The sequence below is a fragment of the Mesorhizobium sp. WSM4935 genome (genome assembly GCF_029625735.1).
Taxonomy (GTDB): Bacteria; Pseudomonadota; Alphaproteobacteria; order Rhizobiales; family Rhizobiaceae; genus Mesorhizobium.
Window position 1 is genome coordinate 67221 of the sequence record NZ_JARTVR010000009.1, and the last position, 24475, is coordinate 91695.

The following is a 24475-nucleotide window of genomic DNA, read 5'->3' on the forward strand; positions in this document are numbered from 1 at the left end:
GGCTTCAGATCGAGGCAAGAAAACCCCCGTCCACCGGAAACGACTGACCTGTGATGTAGGCCGAGGCGTCCGAGGCCAGGAACACCGCGATCCCGTGCAGATCCGAAAGATCGCCGAAACGATGCTGCGGTATTTTGGCCAGCATCGATTGCTGCCACGCCTCGTCGGCGTAGAACACTTCCGTCATCGCCGTCCTGAAATACCCGGGTGCAATGGCGTTCACCCTGATCCCGAGACCCGCCCATTCCGCCGCCAGCGCCCGCGTCATGCCGAGCAGGCCCGACTTCGACGAGCCGTAGGGCACAGCCGTGGGGATGCCGACTTCGGAGGTCAGCGAGCACAGGTTGATGATGGCGCCGGGCCGTCCGGCACCGCGCATGTGGCGGGCGGCGGCCTGGGCGCAGAAGAAGGCGCCCTTGAGGTTGGTGTCGACGATGCGGTCCCAGAGCGCTTCATCGACATCGAGCGAAGGCCTGACCTCTTCCATGCCGGCATTGTTGACCAGGATATCGAGACCGCCAAGCAGGTTGGCGGCCTCAGCGGTCGCGGCGCGGCAGCGGGCGACGTCGGTAACGTCCAGGGCAATGGCATGCGCAACCCCGCCCGCGGCCCTGATCGCCGCCGTCGTCTCCTGCAGCGAAGCAAGGCTGCGCGCCGTGACGGCGACAGCGGCGCCGGCCGCGCTCAGCGCCTCGGCGATGCCGCGCCCGATGCCGCGGCTGGCGCCGGTGACGAGCGCCCTCCTGCCCGACAGGTCGAAGAGGGAAGCATTGCGCATGTCGATCCTCCTTGGCCTTGCGGGCCTGCCCTCGCTTGCAGACTAACCGATCCTTGGTTATACATACAAGCATATACAAATGCTTTTGGCGCCGCAGTGAACAGCCGACCGCGGAGGGCACGGGTACCCGCAACCGATACCGCAACCCCGTACGGCGCTTTTCCTGCCGCCTCGATTTGAGCTGCGGCTTGTCAGTCAGATCCTGATCCCGAACCGGATGCCGTCATAGATGGCGGCGTGGATGTTGCGCGAGGCGACCGCGTCGCCGATGCGAAACAGCACGAAGCCACCTTGGGGATTGCGCGGCGGAAAAATCTCGCCGCCGCTCACAAGGCGCTCGTAATCGACCGCGCCGCGATTCTTCGACAGTGGCTTGAGCGACAGATAGAGATCGTCGAGCGGCGCGGTGCCATGCTCGACCACCACCTGGTCGACGCGCCGCTCGCCGCGCCAGCCGTCGGCGAAGTCCGAGCCGAGTTCGGCTACGAGCTGGTTGCCCTCGCGCCGCACGGAGCGCAGCCTTGTGTTGATGGTGACGGTGACGCTTTTCTCGTGGAAGGCGCGCATATAGGGCACGTGGTTCATGCCGCCCATTTCCGGCGCGAAGAAGCGCTCCGGCGAGACCAGTTCCAGCTTCGAGCCGCTGTTGGCGATGAGTTCGGCCGCGCCCATGCCCTGATGGCCGCCATTATCGTCGTAGAACAGGACATTCTCGGCCGGCTTGACGCTGCCGGCCATGATGTCCCAGCTCGACGTAACGAGATTGTCGCCGGCCGTCAGCGGCGGGTTCTGCGGCACGCCGCCCGTCGCCACGATGACCACGTCCGGCGACAGCGCCAGCACATCGTCCTTCTCGGCCCAGGTGTCGTAGCGGATCTCGACACCGAGGCGGTCGAGCTCGGCCAACCGCCAGTCGATGATGCCGATCAGCTCCTTGCGGCGCGGGTTCTGGGTCGCCAAGCGCACTTGGCCGCCTGCCTGGCTGGAGGCTTCGAGCACCGTCACCTGGTGGCCGCGCTCGGCGGCGACACGCGCGGCTTCCAGGCCGCCGGCGCCCGCCCCCACCACCACGACCTTCTTCTTCGGTCCTTCGCTCCTCGCGATGATGTGCGGAATGGTCGCCTCGCGGCCGGTCGCGGCATTGTGGACGCACAGCGCCTCGCCGCCTTCATAGATGCGGTCGAGGCAATAGGTGGCGCCGACGCAAGGGCGGATCTCATGCTCGCGGCCTTCCATCACTTTCTTGATGATATGCGGGTCGGCGATGTGGGCGCGCGTCATGCCGACCATGTCCAGCTTGCCGCTGGCGATAGCGTGGCGCGCGGTGGCGACGTCGGAAATGCGGGCCGCATGGAAGGTCGGGAATTTCGTCGCCGCCCTCACCTCGCCGGCGAAATCGAGATGCGGCGATGAGCGCATGCCCGTCACCGGGATGACCTTGGTCAGCGATGCGTCGGTTTCGATCGTGCCGCGGATGATGTTGAGAAAGTCGACCTTGCCGGATGAGGCCAGGCGCCTGGCGATCTCGACGCCCACTTCCTTCGAGATGCCATTTTCAAAGTCCTCGTCGGCGACCATGCGGATGCCGACGATGAATTTATCGCCGACGGCGGCGCGCACGGCGTCGAGCACCATATCGGTGAAGCGCAGCCTATTGTCGAGCGAGCCGCCGAACTCGTCGTCGCGATGGTTGGTCAAAGGCGACCAGAAGCCGTCCATCAGATGGCCGTAGGATTCGAATTCGATGCCGTCGAGGCCGGCCGCCTGGCAGCGCTGCGCGGCCGCGGCATAGTCGGCGACGATGCGCTCGATGTCCCAGTCCTCGATGGTCTTCGGAAAGGCGCGATGCGCCGGCTCGCGCACCGGCGAGGCCGACAGCACCGGCAGCCAATCCGCCTTGTTCCATCCGGTGCGGCGCCCAAGATGGGTGATCTGGATCATCACCTTGCAGTCATGCTCGTGGCAGGAATCCGCCAGTTCGGCGAGCCAGGGCACGATGCGGTCGTCATAGACATGCAGATTGCCGAAGGCGGCCGGGCTGTCGCGCGAGACGATCGCCGAGCCAGCCGTCATGGTGAGCGCCATGCCGCCCTTGGCCTTCTCGGCGTGATAGAGCCGGTAGCGCTCCTTCGGCATGCCGTCCTCGGAATAGGCCGGCTCATGGCTGGTCGACATCACCCGGTTCTTCAGCGTCAGATGCTTGAGCTGGTAGGGTTGGAGAAGCGGGTCGTTGCTGGTCATTGTCTTCCTGCCGTTTCAAATTGTGCGGGAGGTGAACGCTCCCGCTTCCATTTCACGCATCGGATTCATCCGAAAACCGCTGCGCACTTTTCGGTCCGATGCTAATGAGCGGCCAAACGCGCTGTGCCCGAGAGGACTGCAACGCTTGTTTCAACCTTCGTTTTCGCGCCCGCCGCCGTCGAACTGCGTTTCCAGCGGCCGGGAGCAAGGAGCCACCCATGACCGACGCCAAGAACCTCACCCAGCTCGGCAAGCACGTCGAGACGCCACAGAGCCCCGAACAGGCGGTCCTGGAGACCGTGCCGTTCCAGCGCGGCGACGGTCCGCCGGCGACCGTGCGCTTCACCTGCCCCGAATTCACCTCGCTCTGCCCGGTCACCGGCCAGCCCGACTTCGCCCACATCGTCATCGATTACGCGCCCGATAACACGCTGGTGGAATCGAAGTCGCTGAAGCTGTTCATGACCTCGTTCCGCAACCATGGCGCCTTCCACGAGGAGTGCACGGTGATGATCGGCCGCCGCATCGTGGAGGCGACCAAGCCGCTCTGGCTGCGCGTCGGCGGGTACTGGTTCCCGCGCGGCGGCATCCCGATCGACGTCTTCTGGCAGACCGGCGCGCCGCCCAAGGACGTATGGCTGCCCGATACCGGGGTTGCGCCTTACCGCGGGCGCGGTTGAGCTGAGCGCCCTCATTCGCACTGGTATTGGCTCAGCGCCCACTCGCCGGTGACCGACAGAAGGTCGGAGACTTTCCAGGCCCCACCGACCTTCTTCAGCTTCCATTCCAGCCGGTGCTGGTGGCCCTCGACGACGAAGGCAACCACCACCTTGGCCTCGTCGCCATTGACGGCCTCGATGGTGCGCAGACTCTTGTCGATGGCGAGCTTGTCATAGTTGGCATTGTCCAGCGCCATGTTGGGATCGAGGCACTCGCCCTGCCCCGAGGCGCGCAGCGCGTCGCTCTTGTCGAGAACGGTTTTTGCCGGGTCGATGAAGTTCTTGCGCTGGGCGGGCTCGAGCTCGAGACCAAGATGCTCGTAGAAGGGCTTGACCACCGCCGTGGGCGATCCGGGCAGGACAGACGTCGCAGGCGCCAGTTCGGCCGGCGCAGTTTGCGGTGCCGGTGCTGCGGCAGGCGGCGACGTCTCATCCGCCGGCGCATTGTCGCCGGATGAGGCTTTTGGCGGCGGCGCGCCGAAGAGCCCCTGCGCCGAGGCGCCGCCGCTCAGCCCCGCGGCCAGCATCGACAAGCTCGCCAGCGCGAGGACGAGGCGGCGAAGCACGGCATCACTCCGTCGAGGCGCCGCATTCCAGCGCGCTGAGCTTCCAGTCGTTGGTCTTGGAGCTGATGTCGGCGATCTTCCACTTGCCGTCCACTTTCTTCAGCGACCACACCATTTCCCTTTTGGAGTCATCGCCTTCCGGAAAAAGATTGAAGCTTGCCGTCACCTCGGCGGTGTCGCCATTGACGGCCTCGGTGAGCTTCAGCGTCTTCGACAGGGTCTTCTGGTCGAAATCCTGGGCGTCGAGGCCTGGGTCGAAGTCGATGCAGGACACCTCGTCGGGCTTTTCCTTCTGCGCCTTGTCATTGGCTTCGAACAGCCTGGTGACCGGCTCGGTGAAACGATCACGGTACTTGGCGTCCGCCTCGAACTTCACCGCGGGCACGTAGAAGAACTTCACGGCGTTGGACGCAGGCCCGGCAAGCGCGGCGCCGGGCGAGGCAATCGAAAGGACAGCGGCAAGCACTATCGGCTTCATGCAGGTTCTCCGGGGTTCGGTGCGTGGCGGCACGCTCGCCACCACGCATCCTGCATATCGCCTTTTTTGCGGCTCATGAAGGCCAGGCGCGGTCAGGCATCCAGCCAGACGTTCTGGAAATCCATTTCGTAGGTCTGGTGCATCGAATAGTTCTTCACCTTCTTGTTCATGTGACAGTAGAGCTTCTGCCAGAAGGGCTGGACGATGACACCAGAGTCCTGCAGGATCGCCTCGACGTCCTTCATCACCTCCTTGCGCTTGGCGACGTCGATCTGCGACAGCGCCTCCTTGAGCTTGGCGTCGAACTCCGGATTGGAATAGGCCGTCTCGTTCCAGGCCTCGCCGGTGCGGTAGCCCAGCGCCAGCACCTGCACGCCGAGCGGACGCATGTACCAGATGGTCATGGAATAAGGATATTTCGTCCAGTCGTTCCAGAAGGTCGAACCGGGCAGCACCGTCCGCTTCACCTTGATACCGGCCTCGCGCAGCTGGCCGGCAATCGCGTCGCCGGTGTTCTTCTGCCATTCGTCCTCGACGGTGATGAGCTCATGCTCGAAGTCGGCCTGGCCGGCTTCCGCCATCAGCTTCTTGGCGCCGGCGGCGTCGCGCTGCTTCTTGGGCAGCGGGTAGTATTCGGGATGGATCGGGGCGACGTGATGGTTCTCGCCGACCGTGCCGCGGCCACTATAACCGAGCTGCATCACCTGGTTGTTGTCGACCGCCATCTGCAGCGCGTTGCGGACCCGCTTGTCGTCATAGGGCTTGTGCGTGATATTTGTGCGGGCAACGAGCGTCGTCGCGGTCGCGACCTCCGATTTCACCAGATCCATCTTATCGAGAGCGTCGATGAAGTCGGCCGGCGTTTCGAAGTCGAGGTCGATCTCGCCGGAATCGAAGGCATTCAGCGTGGCGTTGAAGTCTGTGCCGTAATCGATGAACTCCACCCCGTCGAGCGGCGCTTCGCCGCCCCACCATTTGCCGTTCTCGCGGCGCTTGACGACAGCCTTCGACCCGACCGCGTAAGACACCAGCTCGAAGGCTCCGGTGCCGACCGGCTTCTTGATCGGATCGGCGCCGTCCTTGTCGAAGTCGCGATGCACGACCAGCGCCGGATAGTCGGTGAAGCCGGGGATGATGGCGATGTCGGGTTCGACGAGCTTCAGCTTGACCGTATGGTCATCGACCTTGGTGATCGCGCCATCCTTGGCCTTGCCGGTCTTGGTGTCGATCAGCGCGCCGACACGGGCGGCCATGGAATTGCCGGAAGCCCCCTTCTCGCACCAGCGGTTCAGGTTGGCGACCACGTCGTCGGCGTTGAAGGCATCGCCATTGTTCCAGGTGACGCCCTTGCGCAGATGCAACGTATATTCGGTGGCGTCGTCATTGACGTCCCAGCTTTCGAGCAGCACCGGCTCGAAGGTGAACTGGTGCGTGTAGCGTACCAGCGGCTCCAGCCAGCAGCGGGTGACGTTCGCCATCTCGGTCCAGTCATAGGTGCGCGGATCCTTCTGCGCCTTGACCGACATGGCGACATGCAGCGTCCCGCCCTTCTTGGGCTCGTCGGCAAGCGCCTTGGTCGGCGCGGCAAGGCCGAGCATGCCATAGGCAAAAGCTGTCGATGCGCCGAAGGCGCTTGCCAGCGCCAGGAATTCGCGCCGGTCGACGCGCCCCGCGCGCGCCTCCTCGGCCATCGCTTCGATCGCGGCCGGCACCCCGTCGCTATTGCTCCTGAACAGTGTCATTCTCTTTCTCCCATTGGTTTGATCAGGTCTTTTCGCCCGTTTGCTTGAACTGTCGTCTCTATCAACTAACGCTGTCCGGCAGCTTTTCCTCGCGCCGCGCGATCAAATCCCTGAGACCTTCGGCGATGCCCTCGTCGAGCTTCGGCTCCTGGTAGTCGGCGAGCATGGCGCGCGCCTTTTCGAGGCCTCGTGTGTCATGGTCCTTCGCGCCTTCGGCGGTCCACTGCTCGAAGGAATTGAAGTCCATGATGTTGGGCATGAAGAAGGCGCTCTCGAAATGCTCGAGCGTGTGCTGCGTGCCGAGGAAATGCCCTTGCGGACCGACCTCGCGGATCGCCGCCATAGCGTCCTTGAAATCGTCGAAGGATACGCCGCCGGCGTATTTGTACCAGCCGACCAGCTGCTCGCAGTCGGTGGCGAATTTCGAATAGCCGCAGGTGAGCCCCGCCTCCAGCCAGCCGGCCGAATGCCAGATGTAATTGGCGCCGGAAAGGATAGCGGCGTGCATCAGCATGTTCGCCTCGTAGCCGGCCTGGGCGTCGTTGAGCTTGGAGCCGACATGGAAGCCCGAGGTGCGCCACGGCAGCTTGTACTTCCTGGCCAGCGCCCCCATCAGATACATCATCTGCGCCGCCTCCGGCGTGCCGCCCATCGGCGCGCCGGTCTTCATGTCGACGGTCACCATGAACTGGCCGTAGAGCTGCGGCGAGCCGGGCCGGATGAGCTGGGTCAATGCCACGCCGGCAAGCGCCTCGGCGTTGACCTGCGCCACCGCACCGACGGCGGAGGCTGCGGTCGAGGCGCCGCAGAGCGCGAAGGGCGCCAGGATCAGCGGTTGATTGTGGCTCGCATAGACCCGCATGGCGTCGATCATGGTGGCGTCCCACACCAGCGGCGAATTGCAGTTGGTGATCGCCACCAGCACCGGATTGTCGCGCACGAACTCCTCGCCGAAAACGATGCCAGCCATCGCCATCGTGTCCTCGGCCCGCTCCTTGGACGTCACGATGCCCATGAACGGCTTGTCGGAGTGCTTCAGCGCCGAGTGGATGATGTGGAGATGCCGCTTCGGCACCGCGATTTCCATCGGCTCGCAGATGACCGAGCTGGACGAATGCAGCGCCGGCGCCATATAGGCGAGCTTGTGCAAATTGTTGAGGTCGGCGAGCGTGCCGTAGCGGCGCTTGTTGTCGAGGTCGCGGACATAGGGCGCGCCATACATCGGCACGAAGATCGAGTTCTTGCCGCCGACGCGCACGGTGCGCTCGGGATTGCGGGCATTCAGCGTGAACTCCGCCGGAACCTTCGAGACCAGATCCATCAAAAGCGCGCGGTCGATGCGGACACGCGTTTGCCTGACATCGGCACCGGCGACCTTCCAGAGCTCGATCGCCCCGTCGTCGCGGAATTCGCAGCCCACCTCCTCGAGGATCTTGAGCGATTCCTCGTGGATCAGTTCCACCGCCTCGTCCGGCACGATCTCGTAAGCGGGGATCTTGCGCACAAGGGTCGGGAAGGACGCGATCGGCGCGCTTCTCAGCGCCTTTCGGCCAAGACGGCCGCCGCCGCGGCGGTGGGTCTGTTCGGTCAATTCAACGGCCGGTGCGTTCATGGAGCCTCCTTCTTCCCGCCACTCACGTTAGCGAGACAAAATATGGCTGTGACGCTGGAAAATCCTGATCTTCTGTATAAGTTGTGCTTATGCGAAGCCTGCGCCACCTCCTGCCCTCGGCCGGCAGCCTCGTCGTCTTCGAAGCCGCCGGCCGGCTTTCCAGTTTCACCGCCGCCGGGCGCGAGCTCGGCATGACGCAGGCCGCCGTTTCCTATGCCGTGCGCGGCCTGGAGGAGCAGCTCGGCGCCAAGCTGTTCCAGCGGCGCCACCGCCAGGTGCTTCTGACCGAAGCCGGCGAGCGGTTCCATGCCGATGTCTCGCTCGGCCTGTCGCATATCCGCAAATCGGCGGAAGACCTTCGCCTGCAGGCGACAGGCGGGCATGTGACGTTGGCCGCCTCGACCGCTTTCGGTTCGTTCTGGATGATGCCGCGCCTGCAGCAGTTCCGCGACGAACTGCCGGGGATCGATCTGCGCATCCAGACCGCCGACCGCGACCTCGACATCATCGCCGAGGGCATACCGCTCGGGGTGCGCGGCGGCGTGCCGCGCGATTGGCCGGACTATCATTCGCTGTCGCTCTCCGACGAAGAGATCTTTCCGGTCGCGGGGCCGAGCTATCTCGCCAAATTCGGCATGCCGAAGACGGTCGAGGAACTGGCCACCCACCGGCTGATCCATCTCGAGGAGCCCTATCGCGAGGCGCCGACCTGGGACGAATGGTTCGCATCCGCCGGAACCAGCCTGCGCAATGCGGAGCGCGGCTTGCGCATCAACGACTATGCGCTGGTGATCCAGGCGGTGATGGAAGGGCAAGGCATCTCGCTCGGATGGCGGCATCTGGTGGAGCGTCTGGTGGCATCGGGGCTGCTGGTGGTGGTGACCGATCATGTCATGAGAACCGGCATCGGCTTCCACGTCATCTGGCCGAAGAACCGCGACCTCAGCGACAATGCACGCAGGGTCAGGGACTGGCTGGTGGCGCAGGCGTGAACTGCCCCCTCCCCCACGCCATTCGAATCCGCCTATAATCCCCTCATGCCCATCCGCCAGCTTTCCGAAACGATGATCAACCAGATCGCCGCCGGCGAGGTCATCGAACGTCCGGCGAGCGTGGTGAAGGAGCTGGTCGAGAACGCACTCGACGCAGGTGCCAGCAGAGTCGAGATCGTCACCGCCGGCGGCGGGCTGAACCTCATCCGCGTGACCGATGACGGCTCGGGTATCCCCGAGCGGGAACTGGCGCTGGCGGTCGCGCGGCATTGCACCTCGAAGCTCGCCGACGACATCCATGACATCCGCTCGCTCGGCTTTCGCGGCGAGGCGCTGCCCTCGATCGGTTCGGTCGCGCGGCTGTCGATCCGCTCGCGCACGGCAAGCAGCGACAGCGCGGCCGAGATCGGCATCGACGGGGGCCGCGTCTCGGCGGTGAAGCCGGCGGCCGCCAATCGCGGCACGACGGTCGAGGTGCGCGACCTTTTCTTCGCCACGCCGGCAAGACTGAAATTCATGAAGGGCGAGCGCGCCGAAAGCTCGGCCACCAGTGACGTGGTGAAGCGCATCGCCATTGCCTTTCCCGCTGTCCGCTTCACGCTTGCCGGCGCCGACCGCTCGACGCTGGAACTGCCGGCAACCAGCGACACGCCAGAGGGCCGGCTTGCCCGCGTCGCGCAGGTGATGGGCAAGGATTTCCCGGACAACGCCATTGCCATCGACGCCATGCGTGACGGCGTACACCTTGCCGGCCACGTCTCGATCCCGTCTTACACACGCGCCAATGCGCTGCAGCAATATGCCTATGTCAACGGACGGCCGGTGCGCGACAAGCTGATCGCCGGCGCGATCCGCGGCGCCTTCGCCGATGTGCTGCCGCGAGACCGGCACGCAGTGACCGTGCTCTTCCTGTCGCTCGACCCGTCGACCGTCGACGTCAATGTCCATCCCGCCAAGGCCGATGTGCGTTTTCGGGATCCCGGCCTCGTGCGCGGGCTGATCGTCGGCGCCATCCGCGACGCGCTGGCCGGCGCGGGCATCCGCGCGGCGACAACGGGGGCCGCTGGCATGATGGCGGCGTTCAGGCCGGGGGCGGCGCCCTACTCGCATCCCGGGCCTGCCAACGGCCATCGCAGCTACGAGGCCGCTTATCACGCTTCCGGCTCGGGAGGCTTCGACCCGCTGCGCTCGGCGCAGCGGCCGCTCGACATGGGCAAGGCACAGCCGCATCGGAACGGCTTCGCCGAAAACGAGCAGGCCGCCTTCGACACCGGGCCGCTCGCCAGCGCCGATGCGCGGGCCGGCACCGCCGAACCGGCCGAGCCGCTGCTCGGCATGGTGCTGGGCGCGGCGCGCGCGCAGGTGCATGAGAACTATATCGTCGCCCAGACCAGGGATTCGCTCGTCATCGTCGACCAGCATGCCGCGCATGAGCGGCTGGTCTACGAGGCGCTGAAGAATGCGCTGCATTCGCGCGCGGTGCCCTCGCAGATGCTGCTTTTGCCCGAGATCGTCGACCTGCCGGAAGAGGATGCCGAGCGGCTCGCGATGCATTCGCAGACACTGGCCAAGTTCGGCCTTGGCCTCGAACGCTTCGGCCCCGGCGCGGTGGCGGTGCGCGAGACGCCCTCGATGCTGGGCGAAACCAACGTGCAGCAGCTCGTGCGGGACCTCGCCGACGAGATCGCCGACAACGACACCGTCGAGACGCTGAAAGAACGGCTGGACAGATTAGCCGCGACCATGGCCTGTCACGGTTCGGTGCGCTCGGGCCGGCTGCTCAAGGCCGAGGAGATGAATGCGTTGCTGCGCCAGATGGAGGCGACGCCCGGGTCAGGCACCTGCAACCATGGCCGGCCGACCTATATCGAGCTCAAGCTCGCCGACATCGAAAGGCTGTTCGGGCGACGGTGAGTGCGCCAAGGCCCCTCGCCGAGCCTCCGCTTCGCTCGGCTGGCCTCTCGCCGCTGGGGAGAGGAGATTTTCGGCGCCGGCGCCAGTCTCTTCTCCCCGTCGGGGAGAAGGTGGCCGCGTAGCGGCCGGATGAGGGAGGGGTAAGAAAAGAGCCGCTCGAAGCGGCTGTTTTCTTGAATCAGAAAAAGTCTTCAACCATCTGATCTACCTCTTCAAATTCACCACGATCACGCCACCCAGCGCTAGCGCACCGCCGAGGATACCGAGCAGCGACGGCACCTCGCCCAGCCAGAAGAAGCCGATCAGCGCCGAGGTCGGAGAGACGAGATAGAGGAAGTTCGAGGCGCGCGCGGCGGGCAGGCGGGAGAGTGCGGTCGCCCAGGCTGCATAGGCGATCAGCGAGGGCACGATGCCGAGATAGATGACGGCACCGAGACCGGCATGGTCGGCGACGGCAGCCTGACGGAACGCCTCGGGCAGGAATGGCGACAGGCAAAGCGCCCCGAGCACCATGTTGGAAGCGGATATCGTCAGCGGATGATGGCGGGCAAAGAGCGGCTTCTGCACGATGGTGTTGACGGCTGAACACAGCGCGGAGCCCAGCACCAGCAGCGCGCCGGCGTTGAAATGCAGGCCTTGCCCGTCGGCCACCGCGATGATGCCGATGCCGGTGAAGGAGATCACCGTGCCGAGCCAGGCCATGCCGGAAAAGCGCTCGCCGAGCAGTGCCATCGCCATGATTGCCGTGAAGATCGGGCTGACATTGATGATGAAGCCGGCCGCGCCCGCCGAGACGGTGAGCTCGCCGAAATTGAGCATGGCGGTGTAGAGCGCGACGAAGATCGCGCCGCCAAAGGCAAAGCGCCACAGCTCGTCGATCCTGGGCCGCGCCGGGCGCTTCACCGCAAGGAAGATCGCCGCCGGCACGGCCGCGATGGCGAAGCGCAACGCGCCGAGCTCCAGCGGCTGGAAGGCGGCAAGGCCGGCGCGGATCGCCGGGAAGGCGGAGGCCCAGCCGAGCACCGTCAGCGCCACCGCGACGGCCGCCGTGCCGTCCATGCGCTGTGTCTCATTCAACGTGCCGGTGTAAGCGCTCATTGCCGTAACCTCGTCTTTCTGTGCCATGGACGCAGAAGACGCCATTGCCGGCCAATTGACAAACGACCAATTCGAGGGTCAGCTGTGAGCATGGATCACAGCTCAGATCAGATATTGCCACTCGAGACGTTGCGCGCCTTCGACGCGGCGGCGCGCACGGGGAGCTTTTCCGCGGCGGCCGAAAAACTCAATCTCACCCATGGCGCGGTGAGCCGCCAGATCGCCAAGTTGGAGGACTGGCTTGGCTTGAAAGTGTTCGAGCGCAATGCGCGCGGCGTGACGCTGACGATCGAGGGCAACCGCCTGCATTTGAGGACCGTCGAAGCCTTCGCGCTGATCTCGTTCAACTCCGACCGCTGGGTCGAGCCGCGCGGCACCGCCGTGGTGCGGCTGGCCTCGATCCCTTCGGTCAGCGGGCTTTGGCTGATGCCGCGCATGGCCGCATTGGAGAACCATCCGACCAAGCTGCGCATCGTGCTCGATGTCGACAACCGTCAGGCCGACCTTGCCGACGAAGGCATCGACCTTTCAGTGCGCTGCGGGCGCGGCCGCATTCCCGGTCGCGTCTCGGTGCAGCTTTTCGAGGAGCAGATTTTTCCAATCGCCTCGCCGGAGCTCGCCAAGGAGATCGGGCGTGGCGATCCTGCCCGGCTTTTGAAATTCCCGCTGATCAACGATTCCGACGCGTCCGCATGGCGCGCATGGTTTGCCGCACAGGCCATAGATTACCGCCCCCGTCCGCAGGACAGGCGTTTCGAAGACTATAATCTGGTGCTGGACGCGGCGGCGCACGGGCTGGGCATCGCGCTGGCGCGGCCGCCGCTGACGGCGGACCAGCTTCGATCCGGCCGGATCGTTGGCGTCGATGAGCGTGTTGCGCTCAATCCGGTGTCTTATTGGATGGACCGCCCGGTCGGCCGGCCGCGCGCGGCGGCGGCCGACCTTGCCAGGCGCATCGCCGAACAGGCGGGGCTTGCTCCGGAAAAGCTCGAAGCTTTCCTGCAGGATGATGTCTAGAGCGTTTCACCGTTTCACGGAAACGGCGAACCCCTCTATCTTCTTATTTGCCATTTGACGCAATTCCGGACGGAAAAACCGCCCACACTTTTCCTGGAATTGCTTTTGGGCGGGATCAGCGCAGCAACAAAACCATGATGGTGGCCGTCACGGCCGAGACGATGGCCGTGACGACCGATATCGTCCAGAGCGACACCGGGACAGAATCGGAGCGCGGCGCGTGACCAGCCGGACGGACAGCGGCACCGCGAGGCTGCGGCGCATTGGCGTTGGCCGCGACCAGCATAGCGGCGGAAGCGACGGCCGGCGAAAATGTCGACAATGCCGGCGCAGGCCTGGACGCATTGTCGGCAACCGCTGCCTGTGGTGAGGCGAAGCGGCGCGGAGCTTGATCGGCATCCATCGCCGCGCTGCCCGTCGACGGCCTTGCCGGCGCATCGTCGGTGACGGCATCGGGCTCCATGACGGCGCGGTAAGCATCCTCGACCTCTGAGGACGACAGGCGCTGCGATACCTGGGCGGCAGGGCGCGGCTGCGCGCTTTGCAGCGACTGGGCTGCGATTTGCGCCGCCTGCCCCGTCGAGGGCGCCGGCGGCTGGACCAGTGTCTTGATCAAGGCAGCCGCCGCCGGATCGGTCCTGGGCGACGGCACCGCCTGCGGGGTGAGCGCTTCACCGATCAGCGTGTTCAAGCGGGTCGAGGAGATGTCCATGCCGGCTTCCGCAAACCATTTTTCCGCTTGAGCCATACTGCATGAGCATTGCGTCAAGCTTGACGTTGCCGGCGATTTGTGGCGATTGAAACCCGATGAACGCAAGCGTCCTTTCATGATGAACCGTTTCGAAGGCCCGGGCGGCAGGGAAGCCCGGATCCGCTATCTCGACGGCGACTTCCAGGTCACCAGTCCTGGCTCTTTCGTGCGCTGCGCGGTGACGGGCGAGAACATCCCCCTCGACGAGCTCAAATATTGGAGCGTCGCCCGGCAGGAGCCTTATGTGAACGCCGCGGTCTCGCTTGCCCGTGAGATCGAGATGCACCCGGAATTGCGCAAGCGGGGATAGGCCATGTGAGCCCATGGCGCCGTGGCAACCAACCTCGACCGCGCTAAGGGTACCGCATTGAAAAACTTCGGAAAATCTCTCAAGATCTTTGTTCGCATGCCGCTTGTCATGCGTGCGAGATTGCGCGACCGGGCGGTGTCGAAAGCCCCACGGTTCAACCTGACGGCCTGCGCCATCTTCCGAGAGGAAGCGCCGTTCCTGGCCGAATGGATCAGCTTCCACCGCAGTGTGGGATTTGAGCATTTCTACCTCTACAATAACTTCTCCACCGACGACTTTAGGACGGTGCTGGAGCCGTTCATCCAGGAAGGGCTGGTCACGCTGATCGATTGGCCGCGGCCGGTGGGGCAGTTGTCGGCCTATAAGGATTGTATCCGCAGGCACTGGCGTGAAGCGCTGTGGATCGGGCTGTTCGATATCGACGAGTTTCTTTTCGCGCCCGACGGGCGTGACGTGCGCTCCGTTCTCAGGGACTATCGCGACCTGCCGGGCGTCTGTGTCTGGCAAGCGTTTTACGGTTCCTCCGGCCATGTCGGAAGGCCTAAGGGTCCGGTGGTCGAAGCCTATACGATGCGGGCCGGGCCGGACATCACGACAGTCAAGACAATCGTCAACCCCCGCATGGTCTACAAGCCGGGCGTCCATCTGTCGAAATTCCTGTCCGGCGAAGGGATGGATACCCATCGACGGGCCGTAGTCCCCGGCATGCCTCCCAAGCTCGATATATTGAGGATCAATCACTATTGGTCGCGCTCGCTCGCCGACCTCAACCAGAAAATCCGGCGCGGCGACGCCTCGACTTCAGCGCCGCGCGAAAGGGATTGGCATTTCGACTTCGAAAGCAAGCTCAACGTCGAGCGCGACGAGGCGATCCTGAAGGCGATGCGGCAGGCGGGATAGGCGCAGCCACCTTTTCCCTCCTACTGATGGTCCAGGCCCGTCATTTCGGTGCTGACACCTTCGCGTTTCCGGGGCTATAGACACCAAAGGGCGACGGTTACGGGGATTATTGTGAAGGTTCTTGTAACGGGTGGGGCGGGCTTCATCGGCTCGCATCTATGCGACCGGCTGCTGACACAGGAACGGCAGGTCATATGCGCCGACAACCTTTCCACCGGCTTGGAGGAAAACATCCACCACCTGTTGGGCAATCCACGTTTCGAGTTTCTGAGGCACGACGTTACCGTGCCTCTCAAAGTCGAAACGGATCAGATCTTCAATCTCGCCTGCCCGGCCTCGCCTGTTCATTACCAGCGCATTCCGATCGAGACGACCCGGACCTGCGTCTATGGCGCGATCAACATGCTCGATCTCGCACGCGCCTCCGGGGCAAGGATCCTTCAGGCCTCGACATCCGAGGTCTATGGCGACCCGCACGTCCATCCCCAGACCGAGGCCTATTGGGGGCATGTCAATCCGATCGGGCCCCGCAGCTGTTACGACGAAGGCAAGAGATGTGCCGAGGCGCTGTTCTTCGACTATCGGCGTCAGTCGAACGTGCCCATCAAGGTGGTGCGCATCTTCAATACATACGGGCCTCGCATGCACCCGTCGGACGGGCGCGTGGTCAGCAATTTCATCGTCCAGGCGCTGCGGGACGAGCCGATAACCATCTATGGTGACGGCAGCCATACGCGGAGCTTCTGCTATGTCGAGGATCTTGTGGATGCCCTGGTTCGGATGATGGCCACGCCCGACGATTTCGTTGGCCCCGTCAACGTTGGCAACCCGGCGGAAGTCACGATCCTGGAACTGGCCGAACTTGTGCTGGGCATTGCCGGAGGCAAGTCCAAAATCGAGTTCAAGGCGCTGCCGCAAGACGATCCCCGCCAGCGGCAACCCGACATAGGCCTGGCGCGATCGATGCTGGACTGGTCCCCTAGCGTCGCTCTCGAGGATGGGCTCCGCGAGACGGCTCGCTACTTCCGCCGCCTCATCAACGGCAATTGACGGCGGTCGCAGGACCGCCTCACACCTTTGACATCCTGTTCGGAGCTCAGCCCCGCATCTTGCGCTGGCGCCAGGCGTCGAGCGTCTCGTCGATAATGCGCTCGGGCACATGATCGAGCTCGAACACGGCCTCGATGTCGAGCACATCCAGTCGATCGAGGAAGCCAGCGGGTGTCTCCCCGTGGCGCAGCCGCGCAGCGTCCTTTGCCGTGGTGACGAGGCGCAGCCCCTCCTGCCGGGCAAGCGTCAGGAGATCGGCAAGCTCGTCCTGGGCATAGAAATGATGATCCGGAAAGGCGCGCGACAGCGTAACTTCGCCGCCCGCGCCGCGCACCGTGTCGAAGAATTTCTCCGGATGGCCGATGCCGGCGAAGGCAAGGAAGCGGCCACCGGAGAAGCGCGACGGGTCAGCCGGCTCGACATGCGCCAGGAAGATCGGCCGCCCGGCGCGCGCCGCCTGGCGCACGACACCGTCGGCGGCGGTCCCCTCACCCATCTTCAGCAAGCCGCTGGTGAACACCAGCTGGTCAACGACCTTGGCACGGAGCGGCCCGCCCGGGATGACGCGGCCGTTGCCGATGCCGAAGCGGGCGTCGACCACCACCAGCGCATAGTCGATATGGATGCGCGCCGACTGGAACCCGTCATCCATGATCAGGAAGTCGCAGCCATGTTGCTCGATGAGCAGCTTCGCGCCGGCAGCGCGGTTCGCCGTCACTGCGACAGGCGCATGTTCGGCCAGGAGCAGCGGCTCGTCGCCGACATGCTTGGCGGCGTCATGGTGAGCATCGACGACATGCGGCTTGGCAAACGAGCCGCCATGGCCGCGCGAGAGGAAGCCCGGCGTGAGCTGCATGCGCCGGGCTTGCGTTGCCAAAGCAATGGCGACCGGCGTCTTGCCGCTGCCGCCGACCGTAAGATTGCCGACGCACAGCACCGGTGCTGCGACCTTCTCGCGCGGAGCATGGCGCATGCGGCGGCCGGCGACCAGCCCATAGATCGCCGAGGCCGGCGACAGCGCAAGCACGCGCCAGTCCGGCTTTTCCCACCAGAAGGGTGGCGCTTCACTGGTCATCGCGTGGGTTCCGCGCAATTCGGTTGTGCGCGTGATCCTTTCCAAGATCGGATTCGATTTTTGGGATCATACCTAGAGCATGATGCCGAAAAGTGTGAAGCGGTTTTCGGTCGACATCATGCTCTCCCTCTTTGATTTAGAGCCGGATTCAGATTTCAGGTCGAATCGACCTGAAATCATCCGGCTCTAGCGCCCGCTTGCGCCTTTGAGGCGCGCCTTGACGACCAGCGGCTGGATGTAAGGCTCCAGCGATTTCAGCGTGCGGGCAAGCGCGCCGCGCATCTCGTCGACGGTGGCAGCACCCGCCGCTATCATTTCGTGGCGCGCCGCTTCGTTGGTCAGAAGGAAATTGACGGCGCCGGTCAGCATGTCGCGATCGCGCACCAGCTTGGCGCCGCCGCTGTCGAGCAGGCGTTGATAGGCCTCGCGGAAATTCTGCACGTTGCGGCCTGCCAGCACGGCGGTTTCGAGCATCGCCGGCTCGAGGGGGTTCTGGCCCCCCTGCGAAGTCAGCGAACGGCCGACGAAAGCGATCTCGGTCAGCCTCAGGTAAAGGCCCATTTCACCGATCGTATCGCCCAGAAGGATATCGGTATCGGGCGAGATGCGGTCGCCCTTGCTGCGCCTTGCCACGGAAAGGCCCATGCCGGAAATCTGCGCGGCAAGCGCATCGGCGCGGTCGGGGTGGCGCGGCACGACGATGGTCAAGAGCCCGTGATGGCGCTTATGCAGGCTGGCATGGACCTCAGCGGCCACAACCTCTTCGCCGTCATGGGTCGAGATCGCCGCCCAGGTCGGGCGAGCGCCGATCTGGCGCTGCAGGGTGGCTAAGGCCCGCTCGTCGACGGGCGGCGGGTTGGTGTCGACCTTGAGGTTGCCGGAAACGGTGACCGGCCGGGCGCCGAGCGCGCGGAACCGCTCGCCGTCGACATCCGACTGGGCGATGACATGGGCGAGATTCTCGAACAGCGCCTCGGCGACGCTGGAGCGCTTCTTCCACGACATGAAAGAGCGGTCCGACAACCGACCGTTGACCAGAACCTGCGGCACGTTGCGGGCGCCAAGCTCCAGGATGGTCATCGGCCAGATCTCCGATTCGGCGATGATCGCCAGTTCCGGCCGCCAGTGGTCGAGGAAGCGGCTCACAGCGGGCTTGAGATCGAGCGGTACATATTGGTGGATGATGCGGCTGCCGAGGCGCTCCTCGGCGACCTTGGCCGAGGTCACGGTGCCGGTGGTCAGAACGATGTTGACGCCATAATCGAGGATGCTTTGGACCAGCGGCACCACCGCGATCGTCTCGCCGACGCTCGCCGCATGGATCCAGATCACCGGCCCTTCCGGCCGCGGACGGCCGGCGACACCGTAGCGCTCGCGCCGGCGGGCGCGATCCTCCTTGCCGCGCGAGGCGCGCCAGGCGACATAAGGACCGATCAGCGGATAGGCGACCGCCCCCGCATAGCGGTAGGCGGTCAGGGCCGCACGCGCCCAACGCTCGCTCATTTGCGGCCGTCCACGAGGCGATAGGCCTCGGCCGTCGCGGCGTTCAGCGAGACGGTTACCTCCTGGCGCTTGCGCTCCATCTCGGCATCATCGGCATCGGCCGGCACGAAGACAGGCGGGCCTACGATGACCGCGGAGCGGCCGAAAGGCAGGTTGATGGTGGTCTTGTCCCAGCTCTTCTCCAAGACCTTGCGGCGGCTGGTGGCGATGGCCGCAGGCAGGACGGGCCGGCCGGAAAGCTTTGCCAGAAGAACGATGCCGAGCCCGGCATCGCGCGGCGTGCCATTCGGAATGTCGGCGATCATGGCGACGTTCTTGCCTGCAACGAGCGACTTCTTCAGCGCGATCAGGGCCTTGGCGCCGCCTTTGTCGAGATGCCTCGAACTGTTGCGGCCGCCGGAGCCGCGCACCGCCTCAATGCCGAATTTCTCGATCATCAGCGCCTGGAGCTCCGCGTCGGCACTGCGCGAGACCATGGCGACCAGCGGCCGGCCCTTGGGATAATAGGCAGGGGTCAGAAGATGCTGACCGTGCCAGAGCGCGATGATGCCGGGTTCAAGATGCGCGTAAGCGCCGCCGGCAACCTGGGTCGAGCCCTTGACCAGCGGGCTGGTGATGCGAATCAGACGCACGAACCAGGCAAACAGGCTGGCGATGAAGTTCTTGACGAAACTCGACTGCGCCAAAGGTTCGCGGATACGCCGCCACAGGGTGCGCGTGCCGCCGCGCCTGGCTGCACGCCGCCCGGTCGCCCCTTTCACCGCTTCATGCTCCATCGACGTCAACCGCCGACCTTCGATTCTGGATCGAGCAAACGATGCAGATGAACAACGAAATAACGCATGTGGGCATTATCGACACTGGCCTGCGCCTTCGCCTTCCATGCGGCGTGCGCCGATTGATAGTCGGGGTAGATGCCGACAATGTCGAGCGCGTCCAGGTCACGAAACTCGGTTCCACCCAGCTTTTTCAGCTCGCCACCGAAAACCAGGTGCAAAAGCTGCTTCTTTCCGTCTTCCACGGCCATGCCGATCCTTCGCAGATTCATGAATTTTGTGAAACGTTTAGCCCAAAGCGGCCGATTTTGGAACTGCGGGCCGACTCACCCTTGGTCAACGCCGGCGATGACGCCGGCCAGCACGCCAAGCAGTTCGCCGCTGCCGGCGGCGAGCGCGCCGTGATTGATCACCTCGCCGGCATATCGCGGCGGCTTGCCGGTGCGGTCGAGGAGCGCCCCGCCGGCCTCGGTCACAATAAGATCGGCGGCGGCGATGTCCCAGTCATGCGCGTTCGGCTTGACGAAGGTCGCGTCGAGCTTGCCGGCGGCGATCATCGCCAGCCGGTAGGCAAGCGAGGGAATGTAGGCCGTCCGGCGCAGCCTGTCCTGCCAGGCATGCGGCATCAGGTCGACCAGCGGCTTGGGTCCGCCGATGTCGACGCTTTCACCTAGCGGGCGCACATGGATGCGCTTGTCGTTGAGATAGGCGCCCTCGCCCGGCAGCGCCCAATAGGTCTCCCGTTTGGCCGGGCATTCAAGGACGCCGGCAAGCGAGCGCCCGTCCTCGACCACGGCGACGCTGACGCACCAGGAATGCAGGCCATCGAGAAAGCCGCGCGTGCCGTCGATCGGGTCGACGACGAAGGTGCGGCGCGCCGACAGTCTCGCATGGTCGTCCGCGGTCTCTTCCGACAGCCAGCCATAATCCGGACGCGCCTTGAGCAAGGTCTCGCGCAGATAGGCGTCCGCCGCGTGATCGGCCTCGCTCACCGGCGAGGTGCCGCCCTTCATCCACACCTGCGGGTTGTTGCCGAAATAGCGCATGGCGATGGCGCCGGCCTCGCGGGCGGCCTCGCGCAGCAAAGCGAGATCTTCGCGGGCGCCGCTCGATGTCAATTGGTCAAGCGCCGGCAAGGGTCATCCCCTCGATCAGGAGCGTCGGCGCCGCCGTGCCGAAATTGCGGTCGAGATCGTTAGCGGGCTCCATGCTGAGAAACATGGTCTTCAGGTTCGAGGCGATCGTCACCTCTGCGACCGGATAGGCCAGGACGCCGTTCTCGATCCAGTAGCCGGAGGCGCCGCGGCTGTATTCGCCGGTCACCATGTCGACGCCCTGGCCGAACACCTCGGTGACATAGAAGCCGCTCTTCAACGACGCGATCAAATCCTCCGGCGAACGCCCGCCGGGCTCGATGGCAAGATTGGTCGAGGACGGCGAGACCGACGAGCCGCTGCGCGAACCGCGTCCATTGGTGACGAGACCAAGCTCGCGCGCGGCCGAGGTCGACAGGAACCAGTGGTTCAAGACGCCCTTCTCGACCATTAGCAGCTTCTCGCCCTCGACGCCCTCGCCGTCGAAGGGGCGCGACGCCTGGCCGCGCCGCCGCAGAGGCTCGTCGGTGACGGTGATTGAGGCCGAAGCCACCTGCTTGCCCATCATGTCGCGCAGGAAGCTGGTCTTGCGGGCAACAGCCGCGCCGTTGATGGCGCCGGCGAGATGGCCGGCTATGCCGCGCGCCACGCGCGGATCGAACACCACGTCGACCGGGCCGGTCGCCGCCTTACGGGCGCCCAGGCGGCGCACCGCGCGCTCGCCGGCCTTGCGGCCGATTTCTTCCGGCGCGTCGAGATCGGCGAAATGCTGGCGCGAGGAGAATTCGTAGTCGCGCTCCATCGCGGTTCCCTCACCCGCAATGACGCTGGTGGAGCGCGAGAAGCGCGAGGCGACATACTGACCGACAAAGCCATGCGAGGTGGCGAGCACAAGACCGCCCAGGCCGGCGCTGGCGCTGCTCCCCGAGGAATTGGTGACGCCCTTGACAGCCAATGCGGCCGCTTCGGCGGTAAGGGCTGCCTCCTTCAGCTGGTCTGCCGACACTTCGGTCGGGTCGAACAGGTCGAGATCGCGCAAATTGCGGGCAAGCAGCGCGGGATCGGCGAGGCCCTGGAACGGATCCTCGGGCGAGACCTTCGCCATCGCCACCGCGCGCTCGGCAAGCGCCTTCGGATCGGAAGCGGCGGTTGCCGAGACGCTCGCCACACGCTGGCCGACGAAGACGCGCAGCGACACATCCTCGCTCTCCGAGGATTCGGTGCCCTCGACCTTGCCCAGCCGAACCGAGACGCCGGCCGAGCGGCCGCGCACCGCCACCGCGTCGGCCGCGTCGGCGCCGGCGCGCTTGGCGGCCTCGACGAGCGCCGCGACGCGATCGGTCAATTTTGCTGCGTCGAGCTGGTCGACCATAGTTTATTCCTGTTTGTTCAAGCAAGCCGTCAGGGGACCCTGCCGGCTATGGATGCTGCGCCCCAACATGGACGCTTTCGCACCATCCATGAATGCCATGGGCACCGTTATGGATGCATTCGCACCATTTATTGTTGCACCAACGCTAGTGCAATGGCGGATGCGGCAATCTCAAGGCAATCGCCCCGGTCCGTGCGAGATGCTTTGCCGCAGCGGACACAGGGACTAGTCGGCCACCGGCGCCCAGACCACGTCATCGATCCTGGTAGCTCCGGTCGCCAGCATCACAAGCCGGTCGAAGCCCAGCGCCGAGCCGCTTGCTTGCGGCATGAGGGCCAAAGCCGCGAGGAAATCCTCATCGAGCGGATAGCGCTCGCCATAGACGCGCTCTTTCTCGTCCATCTCTGAGGTAAACCGGCGGCGCTGTTCGGCCGGCTCGGTGAGCTCGCCGAAGGCGTTGGCGAGCTCGACGCCGCAGCAATAGAGCTCGAAGCGCTCGGCAACGCGCGGGTCGTCTGCGCTCGGCCGGGCGAGCGCCGCCTCGGAGATCGGATAGCCGTAAAGGATGGTGGCCCGGCCTTGCCCCAGCGCCGGCTCGATCTTTTCCACCATCACCCGGCTGAACAGGTCGGCCCAATTGTCGTCGGGCGCGGTGCGCAGGCCGGCTCCCACCAGCGCCCCATGAAGCGCGTCGCGGTCGGTGCTGCCGTCGGCTGACACGGTCGCGAGCAGGTCGATATCGGCATGACGGGCGAAGGCTTCGGCCACGCTCAGCCGCTCCGGCTCCGCGAAGGGATCGGCCTCGCGGCCGCGAAAGCGGAAACTCTGGGTGCCGGCCTTTTCCGCCGCGAGCGCTAGCAATTCGCCGCAGTCCTCCATCAGGCGCTCATAAGTTTCGCCGACGCGATACCATTCGAGCATGGTGAACTCGGGGTGATGCAGCGGTCCGCGCTCTCGGTTCCGCCAGACCGGGCCGAGGCTGAAGATACGTTCCTCGCCCGCGGCAAGCAGCTTCTTGCAGGCAAATTCCGGCGAGGTGTGGAGATATAGCGGGCGGCGCGACGCGTCGGGCCCGATCGCCTCGGTGGCAAAGGCGGCGAGATGCGCCTCGTTGCCCGGCGAAACCTGCAGCGCCGAGGTCGTCACCTCGACGAAGTCGCGTTGCACGAACCAGCCACGAAGGGCGGCGGCGATGGCATTGCGCGCCATCAGCCGTGGCCGGCGATCGGCATGGATATCAGGCCTCCACCAGGGCGAAGCGGCGGTCATGGGCAGGAAAATCGCGCGGAAGGCTGGCGGTTCGGCGCAAGATGCGCTAGGGCGCACGCGATGGCCGCCGTCGCCGCTTCGCGGAAATTGACGCTTGCAGGCCGAAAAACTCGAACGGGATCGAATATCGTGGTCAAGGTCATCGCCAGTTCCTTACGCAAAGGCAACGTCGTCGATAAGGACGGCAAGCTCTATGTCATCCTCTTTGCCGAAAACATCCACCCTGGCAAGGGCACGCCTGTGACCCAGCTCGACATGCGCCGCATCGGCGACGGGGTGAAAGTGTCGGAACGCTACCGCACCACCGAAATGGTCGAGCGCGCCTATGTCGAGGAACGCGAGCATACCTTCCTCTATTCCGACGGCGAAGGTTTTCACTTCATGAACCCGGAAAGCTACGACCAGGTCGTGGCTTCCGAAAGCGTGGTCGGCGACATGGCGCCCTATCTGCAGGAAGGCATGGCCGTGCAGCTCGCGCAGTTCAATGGCGTGCCGATCTCGCTGACGCTGCCGCAGCGCGCCGTCTTCGAAGTGGTGGAAACCGAGCCGGTCACCAAGGGCCAGACGGCGTCTTCCTCCTACAAGCCCGCCGTGCTCTCCAACGGCGTGCGCACCGCCGTGCCGCCGCACATCTCCGCCGGCACGCGCATCGTGGTGATGACTGCCGACGGTTCCTATGTCGAGCGCGCCAAGGACTGAGAGCTGGGGCAGGCCAATGAATGTGGTCTGTCACCCGGCCGGCCTGCCTTAGCCGGGCACCTGAGGCATGCCTGATGCCAGGGAGGCCGCTTAGCCTCCCATCTTCTTTGCCATAGCGCAAAATTCAGCGTGCGATTTGTTAAGAGTCGTATCGCCGCAGTCCTTCAATACCGCGGTGCGCTCGTCCGGTTTCATCGCCATCCACGCCGTTTTAAAGTCGGCTTCACTCCGGAGGGTTTTCATCCCAGCGTCGGTAAAGAACGGCGACATCTTGGCCGGGTCGTCGAGCGCCGAGGTACCAGATGTCGAGCCCGCTATCGCGGCCCCAGTCAGCATCGTGAGGGCAATCGCGTTCAGTGCAAGTAGCTTGAGTTTCATTTTCGTATCCTCCTTGCGGCCGTCTTTGGCCACCTACAAGAAAACGTTTTGTTGGCAACGAGGGTTCCTGCGGGCCTTCGCGACGATGACGGCGCCCAGTCACTTGCAATGGGACTGTGAGCGAGATCTGACTGAACGATC

The 24475-nt window shown here is 64.8% G+C and carries 24 protein-coding genes; 8 read left to right on the forward strand and 16 right to left on the reverse strand.

Translation table 11 applies throughout. The features are described 5' to 3' along the window. Positions 1-4: 4 nt before the first annotated feature. The gene (locus P9273_RS20385) at positions 5-778 is read right to left on the reverse strand and encodes an SDR family NAD(P)-dependent oxidoreductase (RefSeq protein WP_278050509.1); all 774 of its coding nucleotides are present in this window, start codon (positions 776-778) and stop codon (positions 5-7) included. A gap of 195 nt (positions 779-973) precedes the next feature. Beyond that, positions 974-3019, reverse strand: a complete 2046-nt coding sequence (locus P9273_RS20390; protein WP_278050510.1) for an NADH:flavin oxidoreductase — start codon at positions 3017-3019, stop codon at positions 974-976. Positions 3020-3237: 218 nt separating this feature from the next. Between P9273_RS20390 and queF the strand changes: the two genes are divergently transcribed. After that, positions 3238-3699, forward strand: a complete 462-nt coding sequence (gene queF, locus P9273_RS20395) for a preQ(1) synthase (protein ID WP_278050511.1) — start codon at positions 3238-3240, stop codon at positions 3697-3699. An 11-nt stretch (positions 3700-3710) separates the two neighbouring features. On the opposite strand, the gene P9273_RS20400 is transcribed toward queF, so the two are convergent. The 4 genes from P9273_RS20400 to P9273_RS20415 form a co-directional block, all read right to left on the reverse strand. Continuing rightward, a complete protein-coding gene (locus P9273_RS20400; RefSeq protein ID WP_278050512.1) occupies positions 3711-4304 on the reverse strand; it encodes a hypothetical protein in 594 nt (197 codons plus the stop codon). A gap of 4 nt (positions 4305-4308) precedes the next feature. Next, positions 4309-4782 carry a DUF3828 domain-containing protein gene (locus tag P9273_RS20405; protein WP_278050513.1) on the reverse strand — a complete coding sequence of 158 codons (474 nt, stop codon included), beginning with the start codon at positions 4780-4782 and terminating at the stop codon, positions 4309-4311. A 92-nt stretch (positions 4783-4874) separates the two neighbouring features. Beyond that, positions 4875-6524: an ABC transporter substrate-binding protein gene (locus P9273_RS20410; protein WP_278050514.1), complete on the reverse strand. Its 1650-nt coding sequence runs from the start codon at positions 6522-6524 to the stop codon at positions 4875-4877. Between the two features lie 61 nt (positions 6525-6585). Beyond that, a complete protein-coding gene (locus P9273_RS20415) occupies positions 6586-8136 on the reverse strand; it encodes a trimethylamine methyltransferase family protein (protein ID WP_278050515.1) in 1551 nt (516 codons plus the stop codon). 89 nt (positions 8137-8225) lie between these two features. On the opposite strand from P9273_RS20415, the gene P9273_RS20420 reads away from it, so the two are divergent. Further along, positions 8226-9128, forward strand: a complete 903-nt coding sequence (locus P9273_RS20420; RefSeq protein ID WP_278050516.1) for a LysR substrate-binding domain-containing protein — start codon at positions 8226-8228, stop codon at positions 9126-9128. A gap of 45 nt (positions 9129-9173) precedes the next feature. Next, complete coding sequence (mutL, locus tag P9273_RS20425; protein WP_278050517.1) at positions 9174-11042, forward strand: DNA mismatch repair endonuclease MutL; 1869 nt, start codon at positions 9174-9176, stop codon at positions 11040-11042. A gap of 204 nt (positions 11043-11246) precedes the next feature. Here the strand turns inward: mutL and P9273_RS20430 are convergent, their stop codons facing one another. Next, a complete protein-coding gene (locus tag P9273_RS20430; RefSeq protein ID WP_278050518.1) occupies positions 11247-12140 on the reverse strand; it encodes a DMT family transporter in 894 nt (297 codons plus the stop codon). A gap of 90 nt (positions 12141-12230) precedes the next feature. Between P9273_RS20430 and P9273_RS20435 the strand changes: the two genes are divergently transcribed. Next, entirely contained in the window at positions 12231-13157 is a 927-nt protein-coding gene (locus tag P9273_RS20435; RefSeq protein WP_041001011.1) for a LysR substrate-binding domain-containing protein, read from the forward strand. Positions 13158-13272: 115 nt separating this feature from the next. Here the strand turns inward: P9273_RS20435 and P9273_RS20440 are convergent, their stop codons facing one another. Beyond that, a complete protein-coding gene (locus P9273_RS20440) occupies positions 13273-13869 on the reverse strand; it encodes a hypothetical protein (RefSeq protein WP_278050519.1) in 597 nt (198 codons plus the stop codon). Positions 13870-13984: 115 nt separating this feature from the next. Here P9273_RS20440 and P9273_RS20445 point away from each other — a divergent pair, with 115 nt between their 5' ends. From P9273_RS20445 to P9273_RS20455, 3 genes are all read left to right on the forward strand, one after another. After that, on the forward strand, positions 13985-14218 hold the full coding sequence (locus P9273_RS20445) for a DUF2093 domain-containing protein (protein ID WP_040986608.1): 234 nt from the start codon (positions 13985-13987) through the stop codon (positions 14216-14218). A gap of 108 nt (positions 14219-14326) precedes the next feature. Next, a complete protein-coding gene (locus tag P9273_RS20450) occupies positions 14327-15118 on the forward strand; it encodes a glycosyltransferase family 92 protein (protein WP_278050520.1) in 792 nt (263 codons plus the stop codon). A 105-nt stretch (positions 15119-15223) separates the two neighbouring features. Then, a complete protein-coding gene (locus tag P9273_RS20455; RefSeq protein WP_278050645.1) occupies positions 15224-16168 on the forward strand; it encodes a UDP-glucuronic acid decarboxylase family protein in 945 nt (314 codons plus the stop codon). Positions 16169-16214: 46 nt separating this feature from the next. Here P9273_RS20455 and lpxK read toward each other — a convergent pair whose 3' ends face one another. The 7 genes from lpxK to epmA form a co-directional block, all read right to left on the reverse strand. Then, complete coding sequence (gene lpxK / locus P9273_RS20460; protein WP_278050521.1) at positions 16215-17243, reverse strand: tetraacyldisaccharide 4'-kinase; 1029 nt, start codon at positions 17241-17243, stop codon at positions 16215-16217. Positions 17244-17429: 186 nt separating this feature from the next. Then, positions 17430-18746, reverse strand: a complete 1317-nt coding sequence (waaA, locus tag P9273_RS20465) for a lipid IV(A) 3-deoxy-D-manno-octulosonic acid transferase (protein ID WP_278050522.1) — start codon at positions 18744-18746, stop codon at positions 17430-17432. Further along, entirely contained in the window at positions 18743-19522 is a 780-nt protein-coding gene (locus P9273_RS20470; protein WP_041001019.1) for a lysophospholipid acyltransferase family protein, read from the reverse strand. Before P9273_RS20470 ends, waaA begins: the two co-directional genes overlap by 4 nt. Before the next feature lie 5 nt (positions 19523-19527). Next, the gene (locus P9273_RS20475; protein WP_041002569.1) at positions 19528-19773 is read right to left on the reverse strand and encodes a DUF4170 domain-containing protein; all 246 of its coding nucleotides are present in this window, start codon (positions 19771-19773) and stop codon (positions 19528-19530) included. A 75-nt stretch (positions 19774-19848) separates the two neighbouring features. Continuing rightward, on the reverse strand, positions 19849-20658 hold the full coding sequence (locus P9273_RS20480) for a 3'(2'),5'-bisphosphate nucleotidase CysQ (protein WP_278050523.1): 810 nt from the start codon (positions 20656-20658) through the stop codon (positions 19849-19851). Then, a complete protein-coding gene (locus P9273_RS20485) occupies positions 20645-21988 on the reverse strand; it encodes a TldD/PmbA family protein (RefSeq protein ID WP_278050524.1) in 1344 nt (447 codons plus the stop codon). Before P9273_RS20485 ends, P9273_RS20480 begins: the two co-directional genes overlap by 14 nt. 225 nt (positions 21989-22213) lie before the next feature. Beyond that, complete coding sequence (epmA, locus tag P9273_RS20490; RefSeq protein ID WP_278050525.1) at positions 22214-23257, reverse strand: EF-P lysine aminoacylase EpmA; 1044 nt, start codon at positions 23255-23257, stop codon at positions 22214-22216. A gap of 129 nt (positions 23258-23386) precedes the next feature. Between epmA and efp the strand changes: the two genes are divergently transcribed. Next, positions 23387-23956, forward strand: a complete 570-nt coding sequence (efp, locus tag P9273_RS20495) for an elongation factor P (RefSeq protein WP_278050526.1) — start codon at positions 23387-23389, stop codon at positions 23954-23956. Positions 23957-24046: 90 nt separating this feature from the next. Here efp and P9273_RS20500 read toward each other — a convergent pair whose 3' ends face one another. After that, positions 24047-24334 (reverse strand): hypothetical protein, encoded by a 288-nt coding sequence (locus P9273_RS20500; protein ID WP_278050527.1) that lies wholly within the window; start codon positions 24332-24334, stop codon positions 24047-24049. Between the last annotated feature and the right edge of the window lie 141 nt (positions 24335-24475).